Origin of the sequence: Dyella sp. (assembly GCF_036384435.1) — a bacterium.
Lineage (GTDB): Bacteria > Pseudomonadota > Gammaproteobacteria > Xanthomonadales > Rhodanobacteraceae > GSA-30.
Map to the genome: position 1 here is coordinate 40291 of NZ_DASVMI010000043.1, position 14363 is coordinate 54653.

Below are 14363 nucleotides of genomic sequence, written 5' to 3' on the forward strand. Positions count from 1 at the left end.
CGCCTCCCTTCTGTTGGAGAGGACTTCCGCCACGGTCGATGCCGTCGAGCCGGATCACGTGTGCTCAAAAGCCAGATGTGTCCAGGTGCTGATCTTCGCTAGACCCATCAGGTTCAGCTTACCTCGATCACGCAACCTCTTGGCCTGGCCAACACCTTGAAATAAGAAAGACAGGTGCCCTTTCCAGCCAGGGCCCTGTCTTGACTCGTCCTGGATGAACGCCGTAGTTCGTCACGCAGCGTCAGATGCCTTCACGCAGTACAATGACTTCCCATCGTTCATTCGCCAATGCTGCCTTGTAGAGCTCTGGCCAGTCGCTTGGGATTTTTTGCGGTAAACGAACCTCAATGTCAGGTACAAAATCGGTCGCTTGAGGGGCGCGAGGATACGACGACCACGGATTCAAAAGATGGTCAAATGGATTGACTGGGAATGCCTGCGCAGTCGATTTCTCATAGCGGATGGTGGTTCCATCGGCATGAAGCCGTAAGGTTGTGTCGTCTCCATCGCGCAGGCTGTGAATGCGATCGGCGACCCAAATGAATTTTTGAGTGGTAGCCAAGTTGCATGGCTCCAGGTTGACACGATTGCCTGGCACAACGGTAAGACATTGTTGATTTCTACGGGCGCGATAGCGGTTCTCCGCATCGAAATTCCAATGCAGGGAAATATTGTCAGCAAGGCACTCCGTCAGCGAATTGGTCGCACTGTTAAGGCAGCCGCCACCGCTTGCTGAGCGTAGCATTACCGTAATTTCGCTCTCCAAATAGGGGGAGTCTGCTTGAATAGAGACTTGAGCCTTCGGGCCATTAAAGAGATCGGGTGGAAGCCCTTTGTTCTTACCAAATCGCGCATAGCGAATTGCATAGTTCGAACTAATAGTCAGCGGATTTCTAAATTCTCCAGGGACCTCCCACACAGTGAAGGTATCGCCGCCAAAATGTTGCATGAGAGGTGTTACGCGATCAGTGGTTGGGGAGCTGCCAAAATAATCTGGTTTGTCGCGTATGAAAGGTGCCATGCTAACCTCCCAATAAGAGTATGAGATAGGATTGGCGAAACTCCCAAATTTGGCGACGTAGTAATCTTTTAGCGAGAATTTTATAATTTTTTCTTCTGTGTACTCTTTTGCAAAATTAAATGAGAAGCCAGCCTTGGCCGATACAGAGGGAACCTTTCCTTGCAGGCCGGCCGAGCGTTCCGCGGAAAGACCGAAGCCATAGCTTGTTTTTGTGGCGCGAGAACTACTGAGGTCGATCTCGGTTCGGCCATCGCTATCTGGATATTGCTCTGTGAGTACTGGTTGGGTGCCCGGCGCAAGAAGTGATTGCGTGAGTCTGTACATGGTTGGTATCTGCAAATATCCGGCTTGAAATCCGTACAGCGAAGCGGGTGCATTGTACTTCGATGTCGCGATAATTTTCTTTACATCGCGGCTGATGGAAGAGTCGCGAAGAATCGTTACATCCTGTGTGATGGATGCGCCGTTTGGGCCGTACACAATCACTCGGGCGGTTTGGCGTGGTACTTCTACAGGAATGCCATCCTTCATCTTGAAGGCGAGGCTTGAATGTTTGGCAGAAAATGGCTGCAAATGAGCATTTTTGAGTGAGAGTGCGCCTTGTTTTTCTTCCGTGATACGGTGTGCTAGCGCTTCTGCGATTCGTGTCGCTTTGACCAAAGCAGAATTGTTGCCTGGCAGTGGTTCCGCGGCAAGGATTTCCAGCCTGCCTTCGCTATCGCGACGATAGATGGCGGCTTCCACGTCAGATGAAGCTCCAAACAACTTGCTTATGATGTCGCTCGATATCGACGGGTCGTCACGTGAGATAAAAATGGCCATGCCATTGTCAAACATGATCGCCACCTCGTTACGTACGGCAGGATCATCAAGCGCGTTGGCATCCACCCAGCCGATCTCCATAAGCATGGGGTCTGTTTGCGTGATGGGTTGAAATATTGCTTCAAGTGGTGCTCTGGTGGCTGTTACGCCATGTCCGTGTTGCACGGAAAGTAGAGCAACCTCACGCAAAGGAACCACTTTGACTTGAGAAGGTAATGCTTGGCTCGTCGTAGAAATTGACGATGACATGATCGCAGTAAATACGAGTGCTCCATTGATCCCCATTTTTCGGGCTGCCATTTTACATCTAAACATGTTTACTCCTTCGCGCCGTCATGGCGCAGGAGAAGCATGTATGTCAGAGAGTTGCGTGAATGCCGGTTTTGTCCGTAAGTACTGCTGCGCTGGGTTCAAGCTTTAGTGAGGCTTTTGCCGTTGAGTTGTCCCGGCGTGGTTGAAGACTCCGGGCTTTGAGAGGATAGGGTAATGAGTATGTCAGCGAAGTAATCTGTTGAGACGCGAGAACGCGAGAACGCGCGACGCGGATGATGTTCGTGCATCGCAGGGACAAGATGTTGCTGTCGGCGAGGATCGGGTCGATAGTCGTGATCGTCGTGTGGTGCAGACACTGTGCAACGGAGGACGCCTGGACGAGCGCGCCCTGGGACTGCGCGATGGCTTGCCCACCTGCGCGCACGAGTCGCTTGAGATGCGCCAAGCTAACGAGATCCTGAGCAAGGCATCAGCGTATTTTGCCCACGCGCAGCTCGACTGCCGAGTCAAGCCATGAGGACATCTCTTAAGGAACAAGGGAGTATCTGTGGCGTCCAGTCGATCTGCAAAATGTCACCTCGTCCCATCGATTTGCGACCTACATGCGGCCAGGCGAGCCGATTTGGCCAAGGCGCCGCCGCGAGCGGAGCCAGACGAGCCTTCAAGCGTCGCTATCCACGGTTGTGGGACGGAGAACCGCTACGTCCACCACGTGCGTGAAATCGGGCGATGGAAACGGCATTCATCGGCCGATGTGGCGCGAAGACGATGCTCAGCGATCTAGTGGTGCCCTATCGGCTGGATCGGGTGTGCGGTCAGTTCCGGGACTTGGCAAGGGCGTCTGTATATAGAACTCGTGCTCGATGCTATGGGGCGAGTGTTGCGTACGCTCAAGCCCTTCGGTCCAGGGGGAGGACTAGTGCGCTGATGGCCGCGGCTCGCCATGCATATCCATTCGCTGTGCCGAACGCCTGGCCGAACGGCCGACCTGCGGAGCAGACCACGCTGGGGTGGTTCAATCACGAGGTTGATCATTACTTTTTGTATGGGTAGGTATGCAAAATGCGAACATTTAAAAACCCCGAAAACGGGCCTTTTCTGGTTTGAAGTCCGTAATATGTTCGCTGCGGTGTCGGCGTATGTCGCTTGATGCGCGCGTATACAAAACAGGATGTCAAACATATGGACTTCAGGATCGTTGCCCTCGGGCTCGGCATGCTCTTCAGCGTGCCGGTGGTTGCACAAGAGGGCTTTTACGTAAGTGGCAAGCTATTGGGTGTCCAGCGCCCGATGACTGATATGACTTTAACCAGTCCCCGGGTGAGCCATCGTGTCACCTCCCCCCAGGATGCGCGTCGCTTCAATGGCTCGTTAGCGGCGGGTATGACGTTTGCCAAGGCATATCGCGCGGAACTGGAATACACCTTGCCGTCCACGGGCCAATACGTGGCTAGGTGGGCTCCGTTCGTCAATAACGACAACCGACTCAAGACGCGCGCGCAACGCTTGATGGTCAATGTCTATCGCGATTGGGCCGTGTCTCCTCATCTTTCGATCCATGGCATGGCGGGCGTTGGCGGAGCCTGGATTCGTGCGGATGGCTGGCAGACCAGGCCGGATCGGGCGTTTGCCCTGCGCACCACGTTCCGGCCTGCCTATAGCCTGGGCCTGGGTGCCGGGCTTCAGGTCGCCCCGGATGTCGTGCTCGATGCGGGTTACCGCTACGTGAGGTCAGGGCAGTTTTCTACCGGAAGGAACCGGTTTGCCAATGCCGCCATGGCTCGGGATGAGCAATTGCAGGCGCGCTATGGCGAACACAATGTCTACGTAGGTGTGCGCAAGACGTTCTGATCGCTTCTTCGTTGAGGTGCCGGGGACTGTTTCGGCAGTCTTCGGTCAGACGGGCAATGCGCTAATATGGCGAAGTCCATCTTGCCGTTTCAGGTTCCACATGGCCGTGTTCCGTCTAGCGCTTGCCCAATTCGATTTCCCGGTCGGCGCGGTTGCCGCCAATGCGGCCAGAGTTCGTGAACTGTTGGGGCAGGCCAAGGCTGGCGGTGCAGCGTTGATTGCCTTTCCGGAGTTGACGCTCAGTGGCTATCCTCCGGAAGACCTGCTTCTGCGGCCGAGTTTCCTTAGCGCTTGCGAGAGCGAACTGCAGGCCATTGCGCGCGAAACCGATGGTGTCGCCGCCCTGGTCGGATACCCGCACAGCGAAGGCGAGGTATACAACGCTGCCGCACTGCTTCGTCATGGCAAAGTGGAGTGGTCCGCTCACAAGCAGGCGTTGCCCAATTACGGTGTATTCGACGACAAGCGCTATTTCCGTCCCGGACACGAAACGCAGGTCGCCTCGATCCATGGCGTCACGGTGGGGGCGTTGATCTGCGAAGACGTCTGGGAGGCCGAGCCAGCTGCTGCGGCCGCGGCAGCTGGAGCCGAATTGCTGGTTGTGATCAATGCTTCGCCGTGGGACCGCGCCAAGCAACAGACGCGCGAGGAGGTGCTGGTGGCGCGCGCCCGCGAGACAGGTTGCGCCATTGCCTACGTGAACATGGTGGGCGGCCAGGACGAGGTCGTGTATGACGGTGGTTCGGTGCTGATCAACGGCGATGGCAGCATCGCTGCGCGGGCGCCGACGTTTGCCGACACTTTGTTATGGGCCCGATTCGATCCGCAGACGCGGACATTCAGCCCTCAGGATTGGCCCGCCGCCGATGAACAGCCCGCAGAGAGCACCCTGTATCGGGCTTTGGTGCGAGGCATTGCTGACTACATCAACAAGAACGGTTTCAGCGGTGTGCTGCTGGGTCTTTCCGGGGGTATCGATTCAGCGTTGACGCTGGCGTTGGCCGTCGATGCGTTAGGGCCTGAGCGGGTGACCGCCATCATGATGCCCTCACGGTACACCTCGCAGTTGTCGCTCGATGGCGCACGCGTGCAAGCGGAGAAACTCGGTGTCGCCTACCACGTGATTTCCATCGAGGAGACCTATCAGTCATTCGTCGATGCCCTGACACCGGCCTTTGATGGTAAGGGGCCGGATATTACCGAAGAGAACCTGCAGTCACGCACTCGCGGCGTGATGTTGATGGCCCTGTCCAACAAGCACGGTCGCCTGTTGTTGGCCACCGGCAACAAGAGCGAAATGGCGGTGGGTTACGCCACGCTTTACGGTGACATGTGCGGCGCGTACGCACCGTTGAAAGATGTATACAAAACCGTGGTCTATCGCCTTTCGCAGTGGCGCAACAGCGTGGCCGGCGAGGGTGGTTGGGCCATCCCCCCGGAAGTCATCGAGCGTCCGCCCTCGGCGGAGCTGCGCGACAACCAGACCGACCAGGATTCCCTGCCGCCTTATGACGAACTCGATGCCATCCTCGAACGCTTCATCGAAGGCGAGGAGTCGCAGGCAGAGATAGCCGAGCATGGTTTCGATCCTGAGACCGTACGTCGTGTCGTACGCCTGGTGTTGATCAACGAATTCAAGCGACGGCAGTCCGCACCGGGGCCCAGGGTCACAACGAAGGCTTTCGGGCGGGAACGTCGTTACCCGATCACCTCCGGCTGGAAGTGATCTCACCCCGACGTCGACACCCTCGTTACCCCGGGAAACATCGAGCGCTCAGGAGCGATTTTGTTCGCGAAGCGGTCTGGGGTGTAGACGCAGACTGGCGCTGTCAACTTCCAAGCCGCGACTTGCATCGCGACTGAAGTCGCTCGTACGTGAATCGATCAGCGATGTGGTTGCTGGCCATCGACGAAGCGCGAATGTTTTCCACAGCCGCTGTGGATGTGGCTGGCGCAAACCTGTGGACAAGTCTATTTTGACGTTTTGTCTTCAGGCACTTAGTACGCATTGATCACGATTTGCCCAGGCTCTCATGCAGGAGCGACTTCAGTCGCGAAGCGGCCTGGCCGCAGGCTGGGCTCTGGATCTGCGGAGCCGCGACGGTCCACGTTCTGCACTTGACGGGATCGTCCGGTTCAATAATTATCCGCATCCTCACTCACGAGGAGTGCGCTCATGATTTACATCGCCACGCACGCGTCCATCGTCACTCACCGGCTGCTTGCCGCCTGCTGATCGATTCGTCGATACAGCGCTTCCGAGCCTGACGATCTCCGTCCCTAAAGGACGCGTGTCCCAGCAGTTTTCGTCCCGCGCCTGATCGGTGCGGTTGAATCGTTTGCGTTGTGTGGCGGCCTTTAAGGTCGCGCGCACGCGTGCTGCCAAAAGAAGTGCCCGACTTATGACTACGCATGAACACACAGCCCTGCGCCGTGTTGCAGCCTATTTGCGTGCCCGCATGGGTGCACAGGGTGAAGTGCAGCGGCTGGCCCCGTTCACCGTTACGTTCGACCCCAATAGCGATGTGCCTGCACGCAATTATGCTATGCCCGATGATGGCGCGCTGGCTGGCCGTTTTGCCGTCAGCATGCTCAAGGATATGTTCCTGCGCCGACGCCGGACCCCGCGCCTGGAGTACATTGATGAACTGGCTCCTGCGTTGCTGGCCCAATTGCAGGCGCAGGATTTCATCATCGCACCGCCGTTGTCGCTGATGACTTGTGCGCGCGATCAACTGGTTGCCGATTGCGACCTGGACGGTGTCGCCTGGACATTGGCCGAGTCGGAGGCCGAACTGCATGCGGCCGCTACGGTGCAGAACCATGCTTACGGCTTCACGCACACCAGCGAGGCTGACGTGGAGCGGCTTCACCAAGTGGTGGACCAGGGTGGCGCCGTGGCCCTGGCATGTTGCCCAGAGGGTTCGCCGCTCGGCGCCGGTCTTTATACGCCTCCGGTCGATGGAGTGACCGAGATCGCCGCTCTCGGCGTGGCCTCGCAGGCCCGCCGTCGTGGTATCGGGCGCGCCATGACCGCGCTACTGGCCGATCATGCCTTCGTGCAGGGAGTGGAATGTCCTTTCCTGATGACCGAGCAGGCCAACGAGGATCGCGTCTACCGCCGTGCGGGCTTTATCCGGTTCGGCCGGCTTCTCACGGTTTCAGCATGAAAAAAGGCCGGCAGTGGCAAGCACTGCCGGCCTCGGATTGTCGCTCGTTCGATCTCGTCGTCAGCCTTGCTGGCGATCAGTGATGCCCCGAGAACGGAATCATCTTGCGCAGCGTGGACGGCGGATGCGGCCACTTGGCATCTTTCAGGTATGGATGATCCGGGTAGTTCAAAGCCAGCACCTGGCGCGTCTGGTCGGCCAGGCTCTTCTGATTCAGCGCGATGTAGCTGCGGGTCAGAATGGCCAACGCGTCCCCGGTCTGCGGGGCCTGTTGGTAGTGCTCGATCACGTACTGCGCCCGGTTGGCCGACGCGATATAGGCCTTATTGCGCAGGTAGAACTCGGCGACGTTGATTTCGAACTGGGCGAGCACGTTGCGCAGGTAGATCATGCGCTGGCGGGCGTCGGTCGAATAGGCACTGTCAGGAAAGCGGCGGGTCAGTTCGGAGAAATCGTCGAACGCTTGCAGGTTGTAGCCCTGGTCGCGGCGCGTCTGGTTCTCGTCACGATGCATCAGACGCTCGATGGCGCCGCTGGTGCGGTCGAAGTTGATCAAGCCGCGCAGGTAGTAGGCGTAATCGACATGTTGCTGCGTGGGATAGGTCTTGATGAACCGGTTGATCGTGGAATATGCGTCATCCGGTTGGTTGTCCTTGTACTGCGAGTACGCCAGGTCAAGCTGGGCCTGCTCGTTGTAGTCGCCGGAAGGGAAGCGGGCGATCAGGCGCTGATAGGCCTTGGTCGCCGCCGCATAGTCGGCGTTCTCCAGCGAGTTGTGCGCAAAGGCGTAGAGCTTCTCCACCGGCATCGTGTCCACGTTGTCGCGCTTGTGGCGGAACATCGAGCAACTGCTCATCGCCACGGCGATGACGAGCACAATGAGGAGTTTCAGGGCCGGCTTGGTTACGCGCATGGGGTCGGATTTCTGAGTGTCGAACGGTGGATGATAGCCTATAGCGCCGGGACTCGGGACTTGGGCGGTGGATCCGACGGTTTTCCCGCCGGTGTCCTCCCCAAGGTCCTCTTTGCCCGGCCGCCTGCCAGCTTGCGGGATGTCCTGCGAGTGTCCATATCCCCGAGCCGTGAGTTTTGCTCCATGACTGTAGTTCGCCACGAAGCCATCGTCCCCTTGTCGGCGGCAGGTCGCAGGTTTGACCAGACCCTGGCCGATATGTTCCCCGATTATTCCCGTTCCCGGCTGACCGGCTGGATCAAGGAGGGGGCGGTGACCCTGGATGGCACCCATATGCCGCCTCGATACCTGCTCAGGGGGGGAGAAAAGGTCGTCGTGGAGGCCGAACTGGCCGCCGAAGTCACCTCCCAGCCCGAGGATATCGCCCTGGACATCGTTCACGAGGATGATTACCTGCTGGTGCTCAACAAGCCCGCAGGGCTGGTCGTGCACCCGGGAGCCGGCAACCCGGCCGGCACCGTGCTCAATGCCTTGCTGCACCATGACGCCCGGCTGGCCGAGCTTCCGCGCGGTGGTATCGTGCACCGCCTGGACAAGGACACATCGGGCTTGATGGTGGTCGCGCGCACGCTGGCGGCCCATACCGGCTTGGTGGACATGCTGTCCCGGCACGAAGTGGAGCGCCAGTACGAGGCGGTCGTGGTGGGAACCTTGGTGGCCGGCGGCACGGTGGATGCGCCGATAGGCCGCCATATGGGCGATCGGCTGCGCCAGGCCGTGCGTGACGAGGAGGACGGCAAGCACGCCGTCACCCATTACCGGCTGCGCGAGCGTTTTCGCGCACACAGCCTGCTGCAATGCAGCCTGGAGACGGGGCGTACCCACCAGATCCGCGTGCACATGACCCATATCAATCATCCGCTGGTGGGTGATCCCCTGTATGGCGGCGGCCTGAAGCTCCCCAAGGGCGCCTCGCCCGAGCTGGTCGCGGCCCTGCGAGGATTTCGTCGTCAGGCGCTGCATGCGGAGCGGCTGGCGTTTGAACACCCGGTCACGAGCGAGCCGTTGTCGTTCGCGGCCGAGCGCCCGGCCGACCAGCAGGCCCTGATCGATGCCTTGCGCAGCGACCTGTCCGTTCACGGCCATGACGACTATTGAGCCGGGTATGGGCGACCTGGCCTGGGTGTTTCCCGATTGGCCGGCGCCGCGAGGTATCCGGGCCGCGGTCACCACACGCCATGGCCCGGGCGTGTCCGCCCCGCCATTCGAGCGTTTCAACCTGGGCCTGAGCAGTGGCGACAACATCGACGCTGTCGTCGCCAACCGATGCGCACTGCGTGAGGCGCTGGGCCTGCCTTCGACGCCGCGCTGGCTTCAGCAGGTACATGGCACGGTGGTAGCCGATCTGGGTCCATTATCCGGGGAGCATGAGCCTCAGGCTGATGCCGCGGTTTCCCGGGTGCCGGGGACCGTATTGGCCATCCTGACCGCCGATTGCGTGCCTGTACTGTTTGCCAGCGATGACGGGCACCAGATCGGCGCGGCACATGCCGGCTGGAAAGGCCTGGCCGCTGGGGTGCTGGAGGCGACCGTCGAGCAGATGCAGGTATCGCCGCAACGCGTGACGGCCTGGATCGGTCCCTGCATCGGTACCGCCTCCTATGAAATCGACGCGCCGGTACGGGATGCCTTCGTGCACGTCGATGCCTCGGCCACTGATTATTTCCAGGCTACCCGACCCGGGCATTGGCTATGCGACATGGCGGGCCTCGCGCGCCATCGACTGGTACGGATGGGCGTGCCGCAGATTTTTGGTGGTGACTTCGATACGCGCACCGATGAGCGGTTCTATTCCTATCGCAGGGAGGGCGCCAGAAGCGGACGGTTTGCGTCGCTGGTCTGGCTGGAAGGGTAGCCGCGGCGGTAGGCGGGAGATGGGTGTTGGCGGCGCGAAAGCCGGCTACTTGAGTCCAGCCATCCAGCTTGCGTTAAAGCCATCGTAACTTCGAAGGTTTGTCCATGGCTGTCGGACTTGCATCCCCGTCACCCGTTTCCAGGTCCTCCGTGCTCATGCGGCCAGTGCGTCGAGAAAAGAGATACGCCACGCGGTGATGTCTTGCTGCTGTAAGGTCTCCATCATGGCGTGCCAGCGATTGCGGCGCTCTTTCAGCGGCATCTTCAATGCACGCTCCAACGCGTCGGTCACTTCCTCGGTGTCGGCCGGATTGACCAGCAGGGCTTGCGTCAGCTCCTGTGCGGCGCCCGCAAAGCGGGATAGTACGAGTACCCCGGGGTCCTTGGGGTTCTGGCTGGCTACGTATTCCTTGGCCACCAGGTTCATGCCATCACGCAAGGGCGTGATCAGTCCTACGCGTGCGACACGGTAGTAGCCGCTGAGTACGGAATGGGGGAACGAGTTGTTGACGTAGCGGATCGGTACCCAATCGGGAGCGGCATAAACGCCGTTGATGTGTCCTGCGCTGCGCTCCAGGTCACGGCGGATCTGGCGATATTCCGGCACCGTCGTACGTGAGGGTGGAGCAATCTGCAGGAAAGTCACCTTGCGGTGGAAATCCGAGGCGCGTTCAAGCAGGCGTTCATAGGCATGGAAGCGCTCTGGCAAGCCTTTGGAGTAGTCCAGGCGATCGACGCCGATGATCAGGGCGCGTCCGTCCAGGCTGGCGCTCAACTGCCGTACTTCTTCCTGGTCGATCGAGTGTCTGGCCATGTCCGCGACCTGCTTGGTGTCGATGCCGATCGGAAACACCCCGGCGCGGAAAATGCGTCCATTTTCCGCGCGCATGCGATGACCTGGCCGCATGACGGCATGGGCTTCGTGCAGGAAATAGTCTTCCAGGGCGCGCAGGTCGCGCGCGGTGTGCAGCCCGATCAGATCGTAGCTGGACAATGTTTCCAGCAGCTCACGATGGTGCGGCAGGGCGATCAGCAGGCCCGCCGCTGGCAGGGGCGTGTGCAGGAAGAAGCCGATCCGGTTGCGCACGCCGCGCTCACGCAGCATCGAGGCAAGCGGAATGAGATGGTAGTCATTGATCCAGATCAGATCGCCCGGTTCGATCAGTTCGACCAGCCGCTCGGCGAACAGGGTATTAACTCGTAAATAGCCGTCCAGATGGCCACGGTTGTAATCGACCAGGTCGGGCCGGTAGTGCAGAAGCGGCCAGAGCGTGCGATTGGCGTAGCCATCGTAGAAGTGATCATGATCATCCTTTGACAGATCGATCGTGGCGTATTCGACCGGGCCGTCCTTGAGGCGGTGCAGTTCTCCGGCCGTGTGCTTGCCGGTCTTCCCGCTCCAGCCAAACCACAACCCACCGCGCTCACGCAACGCATCGCGCATGGCCGATGCCAACCCGCCGGTAGCGGTCTGGTTGGGCATGGCAACGCGGTTTGAGACGACGATCAGGCGAGACATGGGATTCCTCTTTGGAGTGCGTGAATGGGGCGGGGACGCCGCCTGTAAAGGGTAAGGAGGAAGATCAACAACTCGCCCCCGGCTCCCCTCTCTACCCTTTGCAGCGAGCATCGCGAGCGACTTTTCAGGCAGCGCAGCCGCCGGCTTTACCTTCGTTACATTGCATCTTCCCAGCGACGCGACAGCCTCATCGCGGCCTGGATCAGGCCAACCAGTGAATAAGTCTGCGGGAAATTGCCCCAGTGCTCGCCGGTCTGCGGAGCGATATCTTCCGACAATAAGCCCAGCGGATTGAGCCGGGAGAGCATATTTTCGAACATGGCGCGGGCCTGGTCGCGGCGGCCGATAGCGGCGAGTGCTTCGATGTACCAAAAGGTGCATATGTTGAAGCTTGTCTCCGGTTCGCCGAAGTCGTCCGGTGCGATATAGCGGAACATGTAATTGCCGCGGCCAAGTTCCTTGCCGATCGCCTCCACAGTGGCGATGAACCGCGGATCGCTGGCCTGGAGAAAGCCGATGTCGGCCAGCAACAGCAAGCTGGCATCCAGGCGCTCGCCATCGTAGGCATCGGCAAAATGGCCCTTTTCTTCATTCCATGCGCGTGCCACGATGCGTTCGTGCAACGCGACGGCTTCGTCGTGCCAATAGCGGGCGCGCTCGTCCAGTCCCAGTTCGGTGGCGATGTGCGCCAGCCGATCACAGGCTGCCCAGCACATCGCTGCCGAATAGGTGTGCACATGCGCCCGACCACGAAATTCCCATAATCCTGCATCCGGTTGCTCGGCCATGCGCAAGGCTAATTCGCCCATGCGTTCCATACGGGTGAATGTACGCTGGTCACCCCGGGTTTCCAGGCGCTGGTCGAAAAACAGTTGCGCGGAAGCCAGCACCACCGAGCCATAGACGTCATTCTGGCGCTGACGCCATGCGTCGTTACCGACACGCACCGGGCCCATGCCGCGATAGCCGGCCAGGGCTTCGACCTGGATTTCCTTCAATTCATGTTCGAACAGGATGCCAAAGACCGGTCCGATCTCCTGGTCGTCATCAGCGGCCACGAGGTTGAATACATAGCGGATGTATTCCTCCATCGTGCGGGTAGCGCCCAGTCGATTGAGCGCTCGCACGGTGAATGCCGCGTCACGTAGCCAGCAATAACGGTAGTCCCAGTTGCGCGACGAGTCTGGTGACTCGGGGATCGATGTCGTCAGCGCCGCTACAATGGCACCTGTCGCTTCGTATTGGCATAGCTTCAGGGTGATGGCAGCACGAATAACATGCGTCTGCCACTCGTAAGGAATGGACAGGTACCGGACCCAGTCACGCCAGTAGGCGATCGTGCTGTCCAGGGTGTGATGGATGAACTCGGCCGGACCTTGCGTGAGTGTCTCGTCCGGGCCCAGGACAAAATGGGCCGCGCGATCCAGCCCGAACGGCAAGCCGCGCTCGATCAGTGGTGTCGCCACGTCGGAGGTCAGTCGCATCACCACGTCGCTGAGCATATAGCGGATATGGTTGCTGCCGGAGGTAGTCTGGGGCGCGCGCGCGCCGTAGTCACACAACGGGCGCAGCAGCACTCGGATGCGCGGCGAACCGGACAGGGGCCGCACGCGCCGGGCAATCAATACCGGATGATAGAACCGCCCGTGTGCCCTGAAGCGCGGGGCGAAATCCACAATCTCGATCGCGCCGCCATGCTTGTCGTACAGGCGCGTCTGCAAAACGGCCGTATTTGGCAGGTATTGCTGCTCGGCGCGGTCGAAATCCTCCAGCGCGATGCTCCAGTCGCCACCTTCGCGTTTGGGTGAAAGCAGGGCACAGAAGCTGGCATCGGTATCGAATCGCGGCAGGCAGCACCATACGATGCGGGCTTGCGCATCGATCAGCGCGGCAACGCTGCCATTGCCGATGACGCCCAGAGACAGGTCGGCCTGCGGACCGCCTTTTGCCTCAGCCGGGGCGAACGCGATTTCCTCCATCGAATCGGTCATGCAACGTGACTCCCAGGGCATTGAGAACATGGATCAGCCAGGCCTGCACGGCGGCAGGCCCGGCCAGGGTGTATTGGGCCAGGGTGGGCTCACGGGAACCCACGCGAACGCTGATGCCATTCTCCAGGTTGGCCGTGGCGAAGCCGTGCTCGTCGGTGAAGTCGTCACCGACATAGACCGGTACGCGTCCCTGGAACGGCGCACGCTGCAACAGTTCGGCTACCGCCCGTCCCTTGTCCATGCCTGCCGGCTTGATCTCGATGACGCGATGGCCTGGCTGCGCTTCGTAATCGGGCAACTCCAGCAATAGTGCGTCCACTGCCTCGCTTAGGAGCGGCATGGCCGGGTCGCTACGGCGATCGTGCAGGGCCACGGCGATGCCTTTATCTTCCACGACGATGCCTGGGATCTGTGACGCCAAGGCGTCCGCGGCGTGGCGTAATCGCTGCCGTTCGGCGTGATCGAGCTCGATATCGCGGCGCGCACCATCGGCGTGCCGCAATTGCAGGCCGTGGATACCGGCCATGGCCCAGGCCGGCTGATGAAACAAGCGCATCAGGTCCTCGATCGGCCGGCCGCTGACCAGCGCCAATGCGCCACCCAGGGCGCCACAGGCACGGTGCAGTATATCGAGCAGGTCCTGGCCGACCTGGACCTGGTCCGGGCGATCGACAAAGTCGATCAGGCTACCGTCGACATCCAAAAAGAGCGCCCATGGATCCTGCCCTGACGGCAGGGGTGGCGCCGGCAGCGGCGAAGATGCGGGCATGGCGGGACAAATAAGTGGCACAGACACCCGATTACCGTAGCAAAGCACATGTGAAGAGCTCCCTTCACCTAAACAAAATCTTGCTGACTGGCGCCCGGGACGCTTGAAGCGTTAAATCCA

At 60.0% G+C, this 14363-nt stretch carries 10 protein-coding genes; 5 read left to right on the forward strand and 5 right to left on the reverse strand.

All coding sequences use genetic code 11. The features are described 5' to 3' along the window. Nucleotides 1-241: 241 nt before the first annotated feature. Nucleotides 242-2158 (reverse strand): RICIN domain-containing protein, encoded by a 1917-nt coding sequence (locus tag VF436_RS04055; protein WP_330902702.1) that lies wholly within the window; start codon nt 2156-2158, stop codon nt 242-244. 1140 nt (nt 2159-3298) lie between these two features. Here VF436_RS04055 and VF436_RS04060 point away from each other — a divergent pair. The 3 genes from VF436_RS04060 to VF436_RS04070 all read left to right on the forward strand — a co-directional run bounded on the left by VF436_RS04060 (nt 3299) and on the right by VF436_RS04070 (nt 7137). Beyond that, the gene (locus VF436_RS04060) at nt 3299-3967 is read left to right on the forward strand and encodes an outer membrane protein (protein ID WP_330902703.1); all 669 of its coding nucleotides are present in this window, start codon (nt 3299-3301) and stop codon (nt 3965-3967) included. A 100-nt stretch (nt 3968-4067) separates the two neighbouring features. Further along, nucleotides 4068-5693, forward strand: coding sequence for an NAD+ synthase (locus VF436_RS04065; RefSeq protein WP_330902704.1), 1626 nt, complete (start codon nt 4068-4070; stop codon nt 5691-5693). A 676-nt stretch (nt 5694-6369) separates the two neighbouring features. Further along, nucleotides 6370-7137 carry a GNAT family N-acetyltransferase gene (locus VF436_RS04070; RefSeq protein WP_330902705.1) on the forward strand — a complete coding sequence of 256 codons (768 nt, stop codon included), beginning with the start codon at nt 6370-6372 and terminating at the stop codon, nt 7135-7137. Nucleotides 7138-7213: 76 nt separating this feature from the next. Here the strand turns inward: VF436_RS04070 and VF436_RS04075 are convergent, their stop codons facing one another. Further along, nucleotides 7214-8050, reverse strand: coding sequence for an outer membrane protein assembly factor BamD (locus tag VF436_RS04075; RefSeq protein ID WP_330902706.1), 837 nt, complete (start codon nt 8048-8050; stop codon nt 7214-7216). Nucleotides 8051-8233: 183 nt separating this feature from the next. Between VF436_RS04075 and rluD the strand changes: the two genes are divergently transcribed. Further along, nucleotides 8234-9208, forward strand: a complete 975-nt coding sequence (gene rluD / locus VF436_RS04080) for a 23S rRNA pseudouridine(1911/1915/1917) synthase RluD (protein WP_330902707.1) — start codon at nt 8234-8236, stop codon at nt 9206-9208. After that, nucleotides 9195-9965, forward strand: a complete 771-nt coding sequence (gene pgeF, locus VF436_RS04085) for a peptidoglycan editing factor PgeF (RefSeq protein ID WP_330902708.1) — start codon at nt 9195-9197, stop codon at nt 9963-9965. Before rluD ends, pgeF begins: the two co-directional genes overlap by 14 nt. Nucleotides 9966-10118: 153 nt before the next feature. Here pgeF and otsA read toward each other — a convergent pair whose 3' ends face one another. The 3 genes from otsA to otsB form a co-directional block, all read right to left on the reverse strand. Then, a complete protein-coding gene (gene otsA / locus VF436_RS04090; RefSeq protein WP_330902709.1) occupies nt 10119-11483 on the reverse strand; it encodes an alpha,alpha-trehalose-phosphate synthase (UDP-forming) in 1365 nt (454 codons plus the stop codon). A 155-nt stretch (nt 11484-11638) separates the two neighbouring features. Further along, entirely contained in the window at nt 11639-13462 is a 1824-nt protein-coding gene (locus VF436_RS04095; RefSeq protein WP_330902726.1) for a glycoside hydrolase family 15 protein, read from the reverse strand. Continuing rightward, the gene (otsB, locus tag VF436_RS04100) at nt 13434-14177 is read right to left on the reverse strand and encodes a trehalose-phosphatase (RefSeq protein WP_330902710.1); all 744 of its coding nucleotides are present in this window, start codon (nt 14175-14177) and stop codon (nt 13434-13436) included. The genes VF436_RS04095 and otsB overlap by 29 nt, the downstream gene beginning before the upstream one ends. Nucleotides 14178-14363: the final 186 nt, after the last annotated feature.